General features: G+C 68.9%; 21 protein-coding genes. 9 read left to right on the top strand and 12 right to left on the bottom strand.

The window, feature by feature from the left end:
* The first annotated feature begins 281 nt into the window (after window positions 1–281).
* Together PIJ49_RS02290 and PIJ49_RS02285 are read left to right on the top strand one after the other, a co-directional pair.
* On the top strand, window positions 282–3,446 hold the full coding sequence (locus PIJ49_RS02290) for a hypothetical protein (RefSeq protein ID WP_271825558.1): 3,165 nt from the start codon (window positions 282–284) through the stop codon (window positions 3,444–3,446).
* A gap of 69 nt (window positions 3,447–3,515) precedes the next feature.
* Window positions 3,516–3,914: a hypothetical protein gene (locus PIJ49_RS02285; RefSeq protein ID WP_271825557.1), complete on the top strand. Its 399-nt coding sequence runs from the start codon at window positions 3,516–3,518 to the stop codon at window positions 3,912–3,914.
* Between the two features lie 22 nt (window positions 3,915–3,936).
* Here the strand turns inward: PIJ49_RS02285 and PIJ49_RS02280 are convergent, their stop codons facing one another.
* Complete coding sequence (locus tag PIJ49_RS02280) at window positions 3,937–4,323, bottom strand: hypothetical protein (RefSeq protein WP_271825556.1); 387 nt, start codon at window positions 4,321–4,323, stop codon at window positions 3,937–3,939.
* Window positions 4,324–4,428: 105 nt separating this feature from the next.
* Here PIJ49_RS02280 and PIJ49_RS02275 point away from each other — a divergent pair, with 105 nt between their 5' ends.
* Genes PIJ49_RS02275 through PIJ49_RS02265 form a run of 3 tightly spaced genes read left to right on the top strand, consistent with a single transcriptional unit; the run spans window position 4,429 to window position 5,385 of the window.
* Window positions 4,429–4,731, top strand: coding sequence for a hypothetical protein (locus PIJ49_RS02275; RefSeq protein ID WP_271825555.1), 303 nt, complete (start codon window positions 4,429–4,431; stop codon window positions 4,729–4,731).
* Entirely contained in the window at window positions 4,710–5,033 is a 324-nt protein-coding gene (locus tag PIJ49_RS02270; protein WP_271825553.1) for a hypothetical protein, read from the top strand. The genes PIJ49_RS02275 and PIJ49_RS02270 overlap by 22 nt, the downstream gene beginning before the upstream one ends.
* 1 nt (window position 5,034) lies before the next feature.
* On the top strand, window positions 5,035–5,385 hold the full coding sequence (locus PIJ49_RS02265; RefSeq protein ID WP_271825552.1) for a hypothetical protein: 351 nt from the start codon (window positions 5,035–5,037) through the stop codon (window positions 5,383–5,385).
* Between the two features lie 8 nt (window positions 5,386–5,393).
* Here the strand turns inward: PIJ49_RS02265 and PIJ49_RS02260 are convergent, their stop codons facing one another.
* The 3 genes from PIJ49_RS02260 to PIJ49_RS02250 form a co-directional block, all read right to left on the bottom strand.
* Window positions 5,394–5,669: a hypothetical protein gene (locus PIJ49_RS02260; RefSeq protein WP_271825551.1), complete on the bottom strand. Its 276-nt coding sequence runs from the start codon at window positions 5,667–5,669 to the stop codon at window positions 5,394–5,396.
* Window positions 5,670–5,851: 182 nt separating this feature from the next.
* Window positions 5,852–6,244, bottom strand: coding sequence for a hypothetical protein (locus tag PIJ49_RS02255; protein WP_271825550.1), 393 nt, complete (start codon window positions 6,242–6,244; stop codon window positions 5,852–5,854).
* 8 nt (window positions 6,245–6,252) lie between these two features.
* The gene (locus PIJ49_RS02250; protein WP_271825549.1) at window positions 6,253–6,393 is read right to left on the bottom strand and encodes a hypothetical protein; all 141 of its coding nucleotides are present in this window, start codon (window positions 6,391–6,393) and stop codon (window positions 6,253–6,255) included.
* A gap of 103 nt (window positions 6,394–6,496) precedes the next feature.
* On the opposite strand from PIJ49_RS02250, the gene PIJ49_RS02245 reads away from it, so the two are divergent.
* Window positions 6,497–7,615, top strand: coding sequence for a hypothetical protein (locus PIJ49_RS02245; RefSeq protein ID WP_271825548.1), 1,119 nt, complete (start codon window positions 6,497–6,499; stop codon window positions 7,613–7,615).
* A 27-nt stretch (window positions 7,616–7,642) separates the two neighbouring features.
* Here PIJ49_RS02245 and PIJ49_RS02240 read toward each other — a convergent pair whose 3' ends face one another.
* From PIJ49_RS02240 to PIJ49_RS02210, 7 genes are all read right to left on the bottom strand, one after another.
* Window positions 7,643–8,113 (bottom strand): hypothetical protein, encoded by a 471-nt coding sequence (locus PIJ49_RS02240; RefSeq protein WP_271825547.1) that lies wholly within the window; start codon window positions 8,111–8,113, stop codon window positions 7,643–7,645.
* A 35-nt stretch (window positions 8,114–8,148) separates the two neighbouring features.
* The gene (locus tag PIJ49_RS02235) at window positions 8,149–8,454 is read right to left on the bottom strand and encodes a hypothetical protein (protein ID WP_271825545.1); all 306 of its coding nucleotides are present in this window, start codon (window positions 8,452–8,454) and stop codon (window positions 8,149–8,151) included.
* A 30-nt stretch (window positions 8,455–8,484) separates the two neighbouring features.
* A complete protein-coding gene (locus PIJ49_RS02230; RefSeq protein WP_271825543.1) occupies window positions 8,485–9,024 on the bottom strand; it encodes a hypothetical protein in 540 nt (179 codons plus the stop codon).
* Window positions 9,021–9,431: a hypothetical protein gene (locus PIJ49_RS02225; protein ID WP_271825540.1), complete on the bottom strand. Its 411-nt coding sequence runs from the start codon at window positions 9,429–9,431 to the stop codon at window positions 9,021–9,023. Before PIJ49_RS02225 ends, PIJ49_RS02230 begins: the two co-directional genes overlap by 4 nt.
* Window positions 9,428–9,613 (bottom strand): hypothetical protein, encoded by a 186-nt coding sequence (locus PIJ49_RS02220; protein WP_271825538.1) that lies wholly within the window; start codon window positions 9,611–9,613, stop codon window positions 9,428–9,430. Before PIJ49_RS02220 ends, PIJ49_RS02225 begins: the two co-directional genes overlap by 4 nt.
* A 99-nt stretch (window positions 9,614–9,712) precedes the next feature.
* Complete coding sequence (locus tag PIJ49_RS02215; protein ID WP_271825535.1) at window positions 9,713–10,162, bottom strand: hypothetical protein; 450 nt, start codon at window positions 10,160–10,162, stop codon at window positions 9,713–9,715.
* 101 nt (window positions 10,163–10,263) lie between these two features.
* Window positions 10,264–13,074, bottom strand: a complete 2,811-nt coding sequence (locus PIJ49_RS02210; RefSeq protein ID WP_271825533.1) for a PspA/IM30 family protein — start codon at window positions 13,072–13,074, stop codon at window positions 10,264–10,266.
* Between the two features lie 205 nt (window positions 13,075–13,279).
* On the opposite strand from PIJ49_RS02210, the gene PIJ49_RS02205 reads away from it, so the two are divergent.
* Together PIJ49_RS02205 and PIJ49_RS02200 are read left to right on the top strand one after the other, a co-directional pair.
* Window positions 13,280–13,603, top strand: coding sequence for a cytidine deaminase family protein (locus tag PIJ49_RS02205; RefSeq protein ID WP_271825531.1), 324 nt, complete (start codon window positions 13,280–13,282; stop codon window positions 13,601–13,603).
* A 33-nt stretch (window positions 13,604–13,636) separates the two neighbouring features.
* Window positions 13,637–14,146: a hypothetical protein gene (locus tag PIJ49_RS02200; protein WP_271825529.1), complete on the top strand. Its 510-nt coding sequence runs from the start codon at window positions 13,637–13,639 to the stop codon at window positions 14,144–14,146.
* Between the two features lie 30 nt (window positions 14,147–14,176).
* Here PIJ49_RS02200 and PIJ49_RS02195 read toward each other — a convergent pair whose 3' ends face one another.
* On the bottom strand, window positions 14,177–14,821 hold the full coding sequence (locus PIJ49_RS02195; RefSeq protein WP_271825527.1) for a hypothetical protein: 645 nt from the start codon (window positions 14,819–14,821) through the stop codon (window positions 14,177–14,179).
* 114 nt (window positions 14,822–14,935) lie between these two features.
* Here PIJ49_RS02195 and PIJ49_RS02190 point away from each other — a divergent pair, with 114 nt between their 5' ends.
* On the top strand, window positions 14,936–15,652 hold the full coding sequence (locus PIJ49_RS02190) for a hypothetical protein (protein WP_271825525.1): 717 nt from the start codon (window positions 14,936–14,938) through the stop codon (window positions 15,650–15,652).
* Window positions 15,653–15,700 lie beyond the last annotated feature (48 nt).

Here is a 15,700-nt window from a genome sequence, read left to right as displayed (position 1 = left end):
GCCTCTTACACGTGAACACGTACACACGATCCGTCCATCCATACGCCTGCATGGATGGACGACTGACAGTACTACGTACGTACATACATACTTTTCAAAAAATTATCTGGTTATTTGGTTAGAAGGGGGTCGAGAGGCGGAGTAGAGCCGATCCGAGCCGACCAGATTCCTCCGGAGCCTTCTGGCAGGACCAGAGAACTTCTGGCCCCTGACCGAGGCGATCCGCTGCCGGCGTGACACGGTGCATAGAAGCAGGTGACCGCAGCCGGAAGGACACCTCCATGACCGACCCCACGCCCGTGCACGGGGAGCCCGTCGGACGCTTCACCGCAGCCGACTTCCACCCGCACGTCAGCGGATCGGGCGCGCGCAAGCTCGCGACGAGCGGCGTTGCCCCGCTGGTTGCGGCCGCCCGCGGCTACACCAGCGTCAGCGACGACACCGGCGTCCGCCAGCTCGCAGATCGAAGCCCCGCCGCTCGACCCGACCGGGTCCGCAAGAAGCTCCTGCCCCTGGTCGAAGCCGACGACGCCGACCTGCTCGTGCTGCCCTGGTTCTCCCTCGGCGCAGTCGGCACGGCTGCGGCAGCCGCGATGACACCCGACCCCGGCCCCGTGCAGCTTCGCCCGAGCCACCCACGGCTGGACGCACAGGACCGACCCCGCAAGTACGAGTTCCTCGCCGGCGCGAACACCGTCATCGACATCCACCCCGCCACGCCACACGACTGGATCCTCGGAGCCCCGACGCTCCTGCTCACCGAGGGCATCATCAAGGCCGACGCAGCCCTCAGCGCACAGCTGGCGGCCCACTTCGACGACGACGAGCTGCGCTTCCAGGGAACCCCGGAGCAGGCGACCGCACGACTGCGCGCGCTCCTCGAGCAGATCCCCGCGCACGAGCGGTGCGCGACCCTCGCGATCGCCGGCGTCAGCAACTGGCACAAGAACCCCGAGTGGAACGCCTTCCGCTTCGACGACCGCACCGTCCTCGTCGCCTTCGACGGCGATGTGCATACCAATCGGCAGGTGCGGAAGCAGGCAGGTCAGCTGTTCGACTGGCTCTCAGGCAACAAGAACGCCACCCCCATGCTGATCGACCTCGACGCGCCACTGATCGCAGAACGCGCCACCCAGCGCGGCCTCGGCGCGGTCGGCAAGGTCGGGCTCGACGACTTCTTCGCCGCACTCGGCGACTGGAGCGACCTGCCCGCCATCATCACCCCGGCCCTGCCAGAGGAGCCTCGGCGAGACGCTGCTGCGGCGCCCGCTTCGAGCACCGACGAAGGCACCATGCGCGTCGCGGAGGACCGCCCGTGGGTCACGCAGGAGCTGCTCCGCCTCGAGCCCGGCGCGCCCCTGGTCTGGCGGGACTACACCGTCGGCGGCGCGTACGTGGCCGGCCGCATCCTCAGCGCCGAGACCCGCCGCCGGCCCGGCGAATCGGAGATCGCCTCCGGCACGATCTCCCCGGATCTCGACGCGGAGACCGCCACGACGAGCATCCGACTGCAGGTGACCACCTGCGAGGTCGGCTCGTCGGACGTGGCCTCACACGTGGTCACCGGACCGCAGAGCATCCTCACCATCAGCCCCAGCGACTGGCACGCCACCTCCGCGCACGTCCCCGCGTCGCTCGCGCTCAGTCCGAGCTGGCCGCCGACCCGTGGTTCCCGGATCCGCGGCGCCGAATGGCTCAGCGCCATCAAGGCGCACCAGGCCGACAAGACGAGCACCATCCGGTCATGGGAGACCATGGGCTGGGTACCGGATGACACCGGCTGGTGCTCGTTCGTCATCGGCGAGCAGGTCATCTCCCGTCAACCCGACGACGTCGTCGTCGCCCCCGGCGTCACGGAAGCCGTCCTCGGCGGTGCCAGCAAGTTCGGCGTCGCCGATCACTACGGCGAGCTCCCCTTCGACGTGTGGCGTGAACAGTTCATCGCGGACGCGCGCAGCGTCTTCGACGCGTACGTGACCAACGGCGCGTGGGCGGACCCGGCGTACGGCATCCTCGGCATCGCTGCGATGCTGCGCCCGACGCTGCCGCTGCATCCGACCAGCGTGATCTACGCGTACGGTCCGCCGAACAGCGGCAAGAGCCACTGGGCGTCGTTCGTGATGAGCGGCTGGCAGCGCGAAGGCGGCACGTGGACCGGTGACAGTCTCCCCGGTAGCGCCAACGACAGCCTCGCGGCGATGGAGGACTCGATCGCGCGCGTGCCGATCTGGGTTGCGGACGACCTCGCCCCATCCCCGTCCCGAGGCCGTCAGGAGTCGCGGGAGTCGGCGCTGACGGACATCATCCGGTCGGTCCACAACCACGCCTCCCGTCGGCGCATGGACGGCGTCAGCGGCCGCCAGCGCGTCACCCACGCGCCGACGGCGCTGCTGGTGATCACCGCGGAGAACGAGCTCGACTCCGCCAGCGCCATCCAGCGTGCCGTGCAGCTGCCGTTCCTCCGCGGTGTGTTCTCCACCGACCAGGCCCGCACGACGGCCGCCGTGCAGGCTCGCGATGCTCATGAGCCGGCTGCGAGCCGCCTCGTCGCCGGAATGATCCGGTACTGGTTGATGCCGACGCTGCCCGGGGCGGTCTTCGCGGACGACTGGGCTGGGCGCGTGGAGATCGCCGAGCGGATGCGCTCGATCAACCTGACCCTCGTCCGCCGCAACCTCGAGGATCGCCACGGGATCTCCGGCGGTGAGATCGACCGCCAGGCGAAGAAGCTCGCCGACCTGACGCTCGCTCTCGCGGTGCTGCGCACCATGCTCGATCAGCTCGGCGTACCCGAGACCGATCCGCTGATGACGCAACTTGGCTGGGGCGAAGGTAGCTACATGCAGCGCCTCCTCCGCTTCGCCGTCGACGGAGCCCGGTACGCCGCGGACACGACGCCCGGACGAAACATCATCACCGCGGTCGCGTCCGCGCTGAAGGCGCACCGGGCGCACGTGGCGAACCCGGTGCAGCCCGGCAGCGAGCCCGTCATCGCCAGCGCCGAGTCCGGCGTCAGCCCAGAGCACGCCGCGTTCCTGAACACCGCGCTCGGGTGGAAGCGCGACCCGCACTCGAACGGCTGGATGCCGACCGGCGACCGCATCGGCGTGCTCGTCAACCGCGAAGACGGGTCCCGGATCGTCGTGCTCGACTCGCGCGCCGCGTTTCACACCGCTCAACGCCTGCACCCGGACCTCGTCCTCCCCGGGCAGAAGCAGTCGACAACCTGGAACTCGCTCTACGCCGACGGGCTCCACGACCGCGGCATCGAACGCCCAGTCGGCGGTGGGCACCCGCGAATCCGGTTCGGAGCGGACGTCACAGACCGGGTCAGCGGCATCCCCATCCCGCTGTCGACGATCATCAACGGCCCCGACGACGACGGCGCCGCCGACTACGACGCGAGCGGGTCCTCTCGAACGCCCGTCGTGCTCGGCATCGAATGACGAAGCGAGGGCGCGTGCGAGGATGATGGTGACGTCGGTGAGCTGCCGGCGCTTGGATCGGGATGGGTCGTGACCGACGACGACGTGTTGACAGCGCACGATGTGCTTCGCCGTACCGCGCATGCGAACCGTTCGACGGTGTCGCGCATCCTCGAGCACGTCGACGTGTCGGCGTTCCATGAGAAAGCGACCTACGTGCGCGCCGACCGTGCCGACGGCTATCCGCCGCTTCGCATCGCGTCCGGTTGGGTGAACGGATTCACCGACCGAGATGAAGCGATCGCTGCCGGCGGGCCGGGGCTCGTCGTCTGGCAGAGCGACGAACGCGCGCCACTGTGGGGGCTGTGGATGCCGGAGAACAGCGCCCGCGACGGTGGCACCGTGACCGACCGCCGCGCCGCGCAGCAGCCGTGCCCGGACTGCGGCGATCTGATGCCGTTGACCAACGTTTGCGACACCTGCTCCTGACCGCGCCCGCAGCGGTCGTTGCTCAGCTCGAAGTGGACTGGTACTCGCCGCCGAGCTCACCAGCAACGTCTTCGGCGTCGTCGGCGAGCAGCGCCCATCGCTCGCCGACGACCGCATGCATGTCGGGCTTGTCGAGCACGTCGGCGAGGTAGCGGTTGTTCTGCTCAGGAGTGTCCCAGACGACCATCACGGTGACCGTGTTGCCGCCGCACAGCAGTCCGTGCCCGCCCTTGCCAATCAGTTCTTCTGGCACCGGCAGGGCGTCCGGGCAACGGCCGCCGGCGTCCTGGTAGGCGTCGCGCAGCTGACTGGCGCTCGAGTAGGACTGTTCACTCGCACAGCCCGTCAACAGCGCCGCCGCCGTGGCGCCGGTTGCAAGGGCAGCGACGATGGTGTGAGGACGGAGCATGAGTGGTACCTCCTGGCTTGGCGCCTCTCATTGAGGCTTAGTCAGCCTAGAGGGGCTCGACGAGCCAGGAGAACGCGGTACTCGAAACTTTGTTCTAATAGTCGCATGGGCGAGAACAGCCGGTACGGCAGCGACCTCACGCAAGGAGCCATCAACGAGTTCCTGACCAGGCCGCGACCAATCTCCCTCAACACCGATGAGCTCGGCGGTCAGGACGTCGTCGAGGTGACCGGCGGTGACGAGGTCAACGCGTGGGTCCGCTACCCGGAAGTCCCCGTGCAAGTCACCGGCCGTGTGGTCGCGTACACGGATCGGGCTGTGCAGGTGGAGTTCACGCAGCGTGACGGCGCGACGCATCGCGTCTGGGTGTGGTCGGGGGCGGTGACGTGGCCGACGACGCATTCCTGACCGCCCTTGGCGGCGATCGCCCCGTGCACCGATGGCACCCACCGGAGCACCCTGATGTCACGCTGTACACGCCTGTGCAGGTGCCAGAAGGTGACCGCGGGGACGTGCGCACACTCGAGCGGAAGATGCCCGTCTGGGTAGACGTCGAGTACGCCGAGATCGGCAGCCTGCACACGCACGGTTTCGCTGCCGCCGCGTCCGAGACGGTCGTGCTGGTCGAAACTACCTGGCAGGGCCGTCTCCAGGCCGTGTGGGCCCGACGGGAGGACGTGCGGCATCGGGAGCTGCGCGAGCGGCGCTGACATGGCACCGGTGTTACTGCTGCTTCAGAACTTCAGCGACGAGTACCATGTGCGCGTGCGCCTCTCCGTCACCGTCCGCAGCCTCCACACCGAATGCGTCTCCGCCGAAGGTGTTGACCGGGACGACGCGCGCGCCCGGATCTTCGACGTCGTCCCCGACGGCTTCGAAGTCGTCACCATCGGCTACATCGCGCTCGAAGACTCTGTCCGCGCGACCGCGATCGTCCGATCGAATGAGACGGAGACCCTGACCGCAGATGGTCGGGATCTCGACGAAGCTCGCTCTCGGCTACTCGCGCTGGTGCCCCCGCCGAGCCGCCGGCTTGCGGAAGCGCACATCACCGCCGGCTGATCGGCAGGTCAGGCTGCGCGGACGTCGAGCACGGCGCCCTGCAGCTGCACGATCTGACCGTCTGCGAGCTCGAATACCGGCGTCATCGCCTCCGCGACGACGCGCCGCTGCGCAGCAGAGTCCATGGCCCATTCGGCTCCGGCGACGACGCTGAGGGTCGCGGCGCGCGCATCGCGCTGGAATCCCAGCAGCCTCGTAGCCCCGTCGAACCCGCTCACGATGGGCAGCCCCGGAGCTTCGTCGACCGCGCACTCGATGACGCTGCCGGCGACCTCGACGATCACGCTGGGCCGATCGCTGAACCGATCCGGGACGGCTGTCCACCCGAGCAGATCGTGCTCGGCAACGCGACGCTCCCGGCCTCGTTCGTCACGGCAGAAGACCACCGTCCCGCGGCGGCCGCGCTTGACGTCGACCACACTCATCCGGACGCGTCGATCGTCGAGGAACGTCTGCCCCGCGACAGTCACAGCGTGTCCCCGAGCCCTGCGGCGCGCACGGCCCGGTCCATCAGGACGTCGTGCGCAACCCGGCAGGCCTGGCACACCTCAAACGCGCTGCCGTCGGCGGCGCCGCTGACGATCACCATGCGCGCCTCGGGGCCGGTGACGTAGGTCACGATCTCGCTTGCGCACGGCTCCCCGCAGAGCACCCGGTACTCCGACAGCGGTCGGAAGCGCAGCGGAGGAGCGTCAGTGCTGAGATGCACGAGCGCACCACCCTCAGCGTCCGGGACGCCGTACAGCAGGGGCCAGAGTGCGGGCATGAGCGTGAAGGGGTCGCCGTCGGCGAGAGCCGCGGCGTCGACGTGGTGCCGCGGCTGCGGCTCGCCATCCGTCGAAGGCAGGTCGAAGGTCATGTCTCCTTCTATGCAACGGGCCGGTCGCGCTGAACGTCGGGGGTGTGCAGTACGCGGGTGCAGACGTCGTTCTGGAGCTCGAGGTCGAAGCGCGCTGCCCACCAGATTTCAGCTGCTACGAGTGCGACAGTGACGATGGCTGCGATCATGGTGGACCTCCTCTGCTCCAGCGGGCGGCGGTCGCCCGGCTTCACCTCCTCCTATGCGCCGGCGCCACGCGTTCGGGTCGGCGCGGTCGGCTACGGTCGGCGCATGGGTTTCAGCACGACACCGGGCGACGCCGAAGGACCGAGCGATGTCGGCACCGAGCCGCACGTCGAGGGCGCTCACCGCGACGACGAGCACGGCGACGACGCTTCGAGCGCCCGACGGCTCATCGTGCCGAGCGCCGCTCAGGGCACCGGCCTGCCGGGGATCGCCAAGGGCACCGGCCTGCCGGGGATCGCCGAGGGCACGGGGCTGGCGGGCACCGGCGCGAATGTAGCCAAGGGCGTCGATTTCGCGAGCATCGGGCGCACCATCGGCGGGTGGAACTTCTCGCCGGCCTTCGTCGCCAACCTCGGCTCCCTGTACAAGCCGTCCTTCGACCTCTCCGGTCTCGGCACATGGGCGCACGCTCCGGCCGTCTCCGAGATCGGTCGGATCATCGCTGAGCAGACGATCAAGGGCGCCCCGCTGATCTCGCCGTCTTGGTTCGACCCGATCGTGGGCGCGCTCCGGAACAGCCTGCTGCATCTCGGGTTCCCGGACCCCGATGACCTCGAGCCCGGTGCGCTGCCTGCGAACCTTGCCGCGGCGGACATCGACTACGACCCGGACGAGTGGCTGCTCTGGATCGCTGAGGGGCTCGTCGTCGCCGAGGTTCCGGATCCGAAGACGCTCGAGCTCATCGCCTCAGCGGCGGATCCCGCAGCACGCCGTGCGGCGATGACCACTCGCTCCGACGACGTACTCGACTGGTGCGAAACGCTGCTAGACGATCTCACTGCCGCGGAGCTTCAACGCTTCATCGAGCCGGCGCGCAGGTCGATCGCCGGGATCCGCGCCGGCTTTGACGACCTCGCGCAGGCCTACGCCGCGAGTACCTTGGAGACGATGCAGCTGCTGCTGACTGGACAGGGGCACTACAAGTCAGTGAAGCGCGACCTCGGCCAGGCGGAGATCGTCAGGGAGAAGCTGCATCTCGCGCAGCTCGAGCACGCGTTCCGCTCGTACAAGGACGATGTGCCGACCACCTTCAACCGGCACGGTAGCTCGCACGGCGTCGGGCTCGGCCGGCAGTTCTCGCACCTGAACGCGGTGCTGGGAGCCGCGCATCTGGTCAGCGCCATGCGGCAGCACGAGCGCAGCATCCTCGACGCGCACCGCTGACCGGCCGGAGCCGCGGAGCTGCCGCGTTCAGCGTCCGGTTGGGAACAGCAGCGGAGCCTGCCGCTCGAGCAGGTACTGGTCGACGTCCGTCTCGATGATCGGGACGCCGTCTCGCTGCGGGATGGAGAGGTCCGTGTACCAGTAGAGCCGGCGGGCGCCCTTCTCGGTGTGCTGCTGCGCCGTCGCGCGCGCCTGCGCCCGGGTGAAGAGCCAGACGAGGTCCCGTTCGAGGAGCACGAACGCCAGAAGCTGCGCCGGGGTGTCGTGCGGGAAGTTCCACCCGACCGCCAGTCGTCCTGTCCCGCCAGAAGGCGTGGCCCGGTCAACTGCCTTCACCTGCACCGTCGTCGCTTCCTGCGCGCCCGGCGCGTAGACGACGAGGTCGATCCCGGCGTCGGTGGTCATGCGTGCCGAGTCGAGCCCGAGCTTCAGCAGGCGGTACTGCACGAGCAGCTCGCCGCCGGCGCCGATGTGCAGTGGGTTCCGAGTGAGCGCCATGCCCGCAGCGTAGTCAGCGGGCGGCGCTGAAGCGGTTACCGCCCGATCTCCCCGTCGTGCTTCGCCCGGTCGAGGTCTGCCTGCAGCGCGGCAACGGCGAGACGCTCGAGCCGAAGATCGGCGACGCGCGTATGCATCTCGTCGGCAGCTGCGACGCAGACGCCGACGTAGGACCGCGCCTGCGAGCGGCTGCCGACCTCGTTGAGGTCGGCAGCCCGCTGCCGGAGCATGGCGGCGATGTCGGCAAGCTCCCGAGCTGCCGCGCCCAAGCGTGTCTGGAGGTCATCGCGCACCATCCTCTCGACGCTGAGGTCCGGGGTCCCGTTCATGTCGTTGCTCATGCTCACTCCTATGCACCGTGCGGAACAGGATCAGCCGCTGGCTGAGCGTCGCGCTTCCCACAAGTCGTCGCTGTCACAGAGCCAGAGAGCGAGGAGGTTCTCGAAGTGCCGCTCGACACGACCGTCATCCAGCCCGACCGCACGCACGGTGCTGCGAATAGCGCCCATGGAGGCTGCGTCGGAATCGAACTGGATCACCACAGTGACGGAACGGAACTGGAACTCGACCGCGACGAAGGCCGCGAGCGGCTCGATGCGGGTGCGTACGTGCCCGCCGTAGCTCCTCAGCACGAGCCCGAGCACCTGTTCGGCGCAGAACATTTCGCGGTCGACGGACCACGCTGCGATGCGCTCTTGCACGGCCACGGGCCCCAGTTCGCCTCGCCGAGGCGTCGCGGCGTCCAGCCAACTCCGCAACGCCCGCAGGGCCGACACGAGTTCGGCGGCCCCTTCGCAAGAGGCACGGCTGGGACGCGAGTCCCCGAGTCGCGGGTAGCGAATCAGAAGATCGATCTCGTCGTCCGGGAGCTCTGTCGCGTATCGCGGGAGGTCGGCCGCGGTCTCACTCATGCCGGTGCGCCGTGCAGCGCGTCCCGCATCCAGGGCGACCCCAGGATCGCAGTCGCGAGGCGGTCCGCACCTTCGCCCGACAGCGGCGCAGCTTCCTGCGCGCCGACACGTCGGATCAAGTCAGGCAACTGCTCATCCGAACCGAGCACCCGAGGCTGGGGTCGGCCGAAGTGCCGGTGGGCGGCGAGGAAGCGCGAGCGCTCGATCATCGCCGCGATCGCATCGGCGTCTCGATCCGTGTCGAGCCCGCGGTGGCGCGCGCACCACAGCACGTGCACGAGGGCGGTGTGGTCCGCCTCCCACGGCAGGAACGGTCCCTCGGTGCCGTACGTGATCGTGTCGAGGTCAAGACCCCGAGCCTGCGACTCGTGCTGGGCGACGGACGCCTGCTGGCGCCGAACGGTCACGACGCCGGCTCCAGCGCGTCTTCGCCCTCAGCGCCGCAGCGCACGCACACCCACTGCCGAGCGGTGCCGTCCTCGAACGTGACGGCCGGGTCGTGGTCGTACGAGAACCCGCACTGCTCGCCGGTCTCGGCTTCCAGTGCCGTCGTGGTTGCTTCGTTCTCGCGGGTCAGTGGCTCATCCATGGTCAGGCTCCTCCTGCATTTCGTGGTTGCACCCGTACCTATGCACCGGCAACGCAGTGCTGCTGCGACGAGCGTGATGCGGCCCGACGATCCCCGCAATCAGTCGTCGGTGAAGTCCGAGCCGCCCTCCGCATCCAGCTCATCGCCGACCGCGTCACCGCGCGCCGCCGCAGCCCGCCGGTCGGCGACCACCAGCTGCCGGTACCGGAGGGCGATCCGTCCGACGAGGACCGCTCCGGAGATCCCGAAGACCGCCAGCTCGGTCTTAATTGCTGCAGCGCGGAGCGTACGGGCACCGCCATCGATGCCGCCGCCCCCGGTCGCCTTCGAACCGCCGGCCACCCCAGCCAGGCCGGCCTTGCCGCGTGCAATCCCATGAAGCGCCGAGATCGGAGTTCCCGTGCTCGCGTCACCCGCGTGCGCCCTCCCGAGCAACTGGCGCTTCCTCGCCTGACCGGCGGCGAACGCGATGACTCCTCCGCCACCAAGCGTCGTCGCTCCGCCCCGCTCGAACACGTCGTTGATCGCTTGCCTCAACCTCGGGTCCATCCCCGCTCCCTACATCCGATCCGCCGTGCGTGCGGACCGATCGGCCGCACGCGGATCGTAGCAAGCGCTGCATCAGCGCCCACAGCCGCCCGCATTCGTGCTCAGCACTCCGCCCCGACCGTCTCGGACTCGACGACGACATCACGATGCTCCTGCAGCGCGCGCACGGTGTCCTCGCGAACCACCTTCCGCTCCGCGGCGAAGTCGATCATCTCCCCCAGCGTCCGCCCCCACGGTGACCGCCCGGCACCCCGCCAGAGCTCCACGACGTCACCGAGGACCGACTGGTGCACGGGGCTGTGGAGCTGCAGGGTGCGGAGGTGCTCCGGCCACAAGTCGCCTGCGCCCGGGAAGTCCTCATCGAACCGCTGCTGTGCCGCCGCCTCGAGGCGAGCGACGACGCCGGCCTCGAGCGCAGCCGCGATCCGCGCGTTCACCCGGCGGTCCGCCGCCGCCTCGTCCAGGTGCTGCTGCGCGAGCGCGCGGCAACGGGCCGCCCAGACAGCGGTCCGGTCCAGCAGGTCTTCGTCCGCCCACACCAGCCGCGCCCGAGCGTCGCCGTACTGGCGCTCGGTCCGCGGCCACCACGGCACACGTCCCCACCGGGTGTGCGCGCTGTAGTGCCCGAACGACTCCGAGTTGACTGGCCGACCGTCGATCGGCGCGAGGCGGACCCCGTCGCGGTCGCGCACGACGAGACGTTCAACCATCCGGACCGGCGCCTCAGGAATTCGTCGAGCACCCCAGAAGCCGGAGGGACGATCAAGCGGTCCGAGCTGAGGCAGCACGGGCGAATCCTCAGGGGTCGCGCCATCCCAGAAGTACACCGCCATCCGGCGCCCCACCTCCGGCTGCTTCTCGTCGTAGTACTCCACCACCGCAAGCACCGGCCCGGTCGCCTCGCCACGCATCGCTTCCGCCAGAGCTGCGCGCTCGTCCCCGTCGAGCACGTCGGCACGGCGCACGGTGAACCGCCACCGCAGCCAGACGTCGTCGTGCCACGCGACCACCAGCGACGACACGGCCCGCTGCGACAGCACCACACCGCGCTCCGTCCGACCCGCCGTGCCGTCGCGGCGGAGCGTCGTCACGTCCAGGAGCACGTGCTCGTCCATCGCTTCCGAACCCGGCGTGTCCGGTGCCGGCGCGTACGCCTTCCACCGGCCCTGCCGGTCCCGAGCGACCGCGATCGTGCCGGGCAGGGCTCGCCCCGCGGCGACCATCGCATCGGTGCGGTCGTCCGCCGCCGCACGTTGCCGGCGCGTGAACTCGTCCAGGATCGCCGACCCCGCGCGTGCTTCATGCTCCCGGTCGCCGTTCAGCGGACGGCACCACAGGTTCGACGTCTTCCACCAGTGCACCAGCTCGTCCATCGTCCGGTCGACGTCCGCCTCGGCGGCGCCGGCGCGGATCAGCTCCTGCCGCAGAAGCTCGCGGAACGGGGCCTCCTCAGCGGCCTCCGCCCGCTTCGCTGCGATCGCCGCGCGCACCGTTGGCACCATCGACAAGAACGACTCAGACCGTTCGTCGCGGGATGCCAGGAACGCCTCCAGCTCGTGGACCTGGACCAGGTCGAACGGCAGCACCCACGAGTCCTCCGGGAACACCAGGCACGATGCGCGCCGGGTCGGCTCGACCAGCGCGGACCGGTACACGTAGCCGGGGCGGCCGGGTACAGGGACGTTTCGCCGCTCGACCTTCTCCGTCCTCGCGAACCTGATCAGCAGGCCCCCGTCCCGGCGCCCCTCGATCAGGTGCGGAACGTCGTGAGCGGGGAACTCGTACACCGACGTTGGGCTGATCCGCGGGTGGTTGCGGTGCCAGTCCTGCCGGAGCCGGCGGAACCCGTCGGCCCGGAAGTCGGCGATGATCCGCATCCCCGGTCGGAGCTGCGCGTTCAGCCTCCGCTGGTAGTCGCGGAACCGTTCTGCTCCCGTCCCCAGCAGGCGTGCGTCGTCCGCGTCATTCAGCAGCACGATGCGGCCGTCGTCCTGATCGCGGAGTCGCAGGAAGCTCGCCCCTCCCTCGGGCAGCGGCAGCAGCGCCGGCGTCCGGTCGAGAAGGCCCTGCAGCACCAGCAGCACCCGCATGAAGTGGCGGCGCTTCTGGTCAGCGGCACGCTCCATCGCCATCCACTCGTCGCTGCCGGGAACCACCGGCTCACCGTCGCGGCGGCCGAATCCGAACAGGCCCCGCTCGAACACGGACGTGAACTCGTCACGCCGCGGAAGCAGACGCTCACCGACGCGCAGCTCGGGGTCGACGGTGAGCAGGTACACGCGGTCGCCGTTGCGGATCAGCCAGTACGACCGCTCGTTCGCCTCGTCGCGGGCCATGTTCTCGAACACGTTCCCAGTGCGCGCCTTCGCCTTCGTCGGCCGCAGGACGACGACGCCTTTCCGCTCCGGCAGCACACGGTCCAGGTGCTCGTCGTCTTCGAGCAGCCACTCCACGAACTCAGGCACGTGGTCAGAGGTCATCCCGGTGGCGCCCCTGCCCATGTGCAGCAGCGACTCTTCCGCCATCACCAGCACCCGCTGACGCACGACGATCGGGGTCTCCCGCGGCGCCGGCTGCCCCTCGCGCACGAGCCGCAACGTCTCGTCGCGGCCCAAGTACAAGTCGACGCTCCACAACACCTCGGTGAGCTTCGCCAGCTGCTCCTTCAGCGGCGCCGCCATCGCTTCGAGCTCAGCACGCTGCTGCGCGAACCGCTCCTCCAGCTCCGCACGCTGCCGCTCGAGATCCGCACGAGCCTCCGCCTGCTGCCGCGCAAGGTCCGTCGACGCGCGGGTCAGCGCCGCGCGCGCCTCGCGGGCCTGATCACGGGTCGCGACTGCGTCACCGCCGGTCAGTGGCGCCAGGGCGCGGCTATAGTCGTCCTGCTCGGCGGCGTCCGTCTGGTGTGCCATCCGTCTGCTCCTTCATCGCGCGTCCGTCTGCTTCCTCCTATGCACCGGGGACCTCCCGGGCAGACGCAGCAGGAGGTCGGCGCAGCCGGCGCGTACGCTCTTCGCATGACGCAGCACCGCCTTCCGTCCGCGCTCCCGCTCACCGCTGCGGACGAGGCGCTGATCGACGCTGCCCGCGCCACCATCACCAGGTGACGAAGCCAACGTGCACACGGTCGCCGCGGTAGTCCGCCCAGCCGACGGGTCCGTGCATGTCGGCGTGAACCTGTATCACTTCCTTGGCGGCCCCTGCGCAGAGCTGGTTGCCCTCGGCGCCGCGCGCGCTCACGGAGCCACGGAGATCACGCACATCGTCGCTGTCGGGGACCGGGGCCGCGGCGTGCTGAACCCCTGCGGCCGCGATCGTCAAATCCTCTCCGACTACCACCCGAACGTCCGCGTCGTCGTCACCGACCGCGGCGAGCTCGTCACCGTCTCCGTCGCCGATCTCCTGCCCCTCGCGTACGACGCCGTCGCCGCGCAGGACTGAGCCGCGCCTGCCCGGTGCGCTACGGTCAGCCGCATGCCTGACGCGACGTCGCTGACCTACCTCGACATGCACGCCACGCCCCGAGTCGCTGACGTCGACCGCGCAGCGCTCCGCCCCGAGTTCGCGGACCTCCCCGAACACCTCCGACGTCCACAACACGTCAGCACCCGCGACGACCTCCTCGACCGTCTCCGCTCCAACGACGCCGTGCTCCTCCAATCCCACGGCTGGCCGGACCACGCCTATCTCGACGGCGCCTTCGTCTTCACACCCGACGACATCGACGAGCCGGTCGAAGGACTGCAGCTGCTGTGGCTGCTCTCCTGCGGACAGCAGAAGCAGCGCGCCGCCTGGCAGCGGAAGTTCCCGAACGCGCTCCTGGTCACCTCCGAGCACACCGTCTACCCGAGGACCTTCACCAAGGTCGCACTCGCCGTCGTCGCCGAACACCACCGGACCGGCGCGCTTCCCACTCGCGCGTCCTTGCAGTCGATCCTCGACCGATACCGGAACCGGCAGTGGGACCTCGACGCCGACGGATGAAGCGGTCAGTGACTTGAGTCCTGACCCGGGCTAAAGGTCTCGGCTTCTGGGCGATACGGCAAGCATTGCAGCAGCTCTACTCTGTCGCCCTTTCCTGTCCACCCGCAACTCAGCGCGAACGGCCCTACGAAGACCGGACATGAGCGAATTCAGCTCCAAGTGATGGTGCGCGCCCCAGCTCCTCGTCGGCTCAAGGGCGTCGGACTCGGTCTTCGCGCTGATCCACATTGAGGCTAGCTTCTGCTGAAGCTTGTCCACCGCCTCGACCACTCCGCGATTGGCAGTGATGTCGAGGACGAGGCGCGTCTGCCGAAGGATCGCAATGGCCTCCCATAGTCCTTCGCGCACCGGCACCAGATCTGCCTCTCCGGCCGATGCCGGCAGTAGGGCTAACGTCTTTTGTAGCGGTTCCAGCGACTCGATTATCCGAACGTAGTTGCCTCGCAGCTCCGCATCCCACTGCCGCTGGTCTTCGCGCCGCATCTTCCTTGTATCGCTGTAGTACAGCGATGCAACGGCGATGAGCGACGCGATAAGCACGAAGCCTCCCGTGAGGAGCGGTGCGACCAACACGTTGGGATCATGTTGCTGTACCAGTCGCACCGGAAGCGGCGTCGGTTGACTCAGCCAGACCAACCGCCCAAGAAGCGTCAGGCCGTCGTGATCGAAGAGCACTACCCCACCGTTTCTACCCAGACGGGCCGTTCCTACTCAGACGGGCCGTTCCAGCTCGCAGCCGGATCGTATCGCCCTTTCGATACCTCCTAGGGCGTCTCGTACGATCGATCTGTGCGCGATGATCGGAAAGACCAGATCGAGGACATCGGCGGCGCCGTGCTCGAAGCAGCCATCTCACTCGTGCCGATCGTCGGCGGTCCAACCGCCGTTCTCACCAACCGCATCCTCGGCTCAGCTGTTCAGCGACGTCAAGCACGCATCCTCGTCGAACTGCGCGACGACCTGACCCGTCTGCAAGATTCAGGTCTGGTCGTCTTCGACGAAGCCCTCGCAGAATCCGAGCCCTTCCAAGCCTCGCTGCAGCGCATCATCCGGCAGCTCCTCGAAAGCGACTCCGACGACAAGCGCACCCTGCTCCGCAACGCTCTTCTCAATCGCACGATCGGCGTCGACGACCCTGGCCGCTTCGACGAAGCCCTCGACCGGGTCCAGGCCGGCGACGTAGTACTCCTTGCCGAGATCGCAGATGACGTCCTCGCCTACGGTCTGATCTCAACAGTCCCCGAAGCCTGGGCCGAATCCGAGGACCTCATCCGATCGGAGCGCACCAAGCGACTCCTTCGCCTCGGGCTCATACAAGATCTGCAAGACCCCGTCGGCGAGATGAAGCACATCCTCGACGCCGCGGCTCAAGGCCGGCCGGCTAGCCACTCGACAACGTCCAAGCATGGGGTCTCTCCGCTCGGACGCAGCTTCCTCGCCTACGTCGCCGACCCAATCGTCTCGCCCGTACCGCCGACGACACCCGCCACATCTGACCTGCGCTGAGTAGCGCAGCAACGCCGCGATCACGCTCGGCTCTGAATCCTGCCGCCG

The organism is Curtobacterium uvaldense (genome assembly GCF_028307415.1).
Lineage (GTDB): Bacteria > Actinomycetota > Actinomycetes > Actinomycetales > Microbacteriaceae > Curtobacterium.
This window is presented reverse-complemented; position numbering and strand designations above follow the sequence as displayed.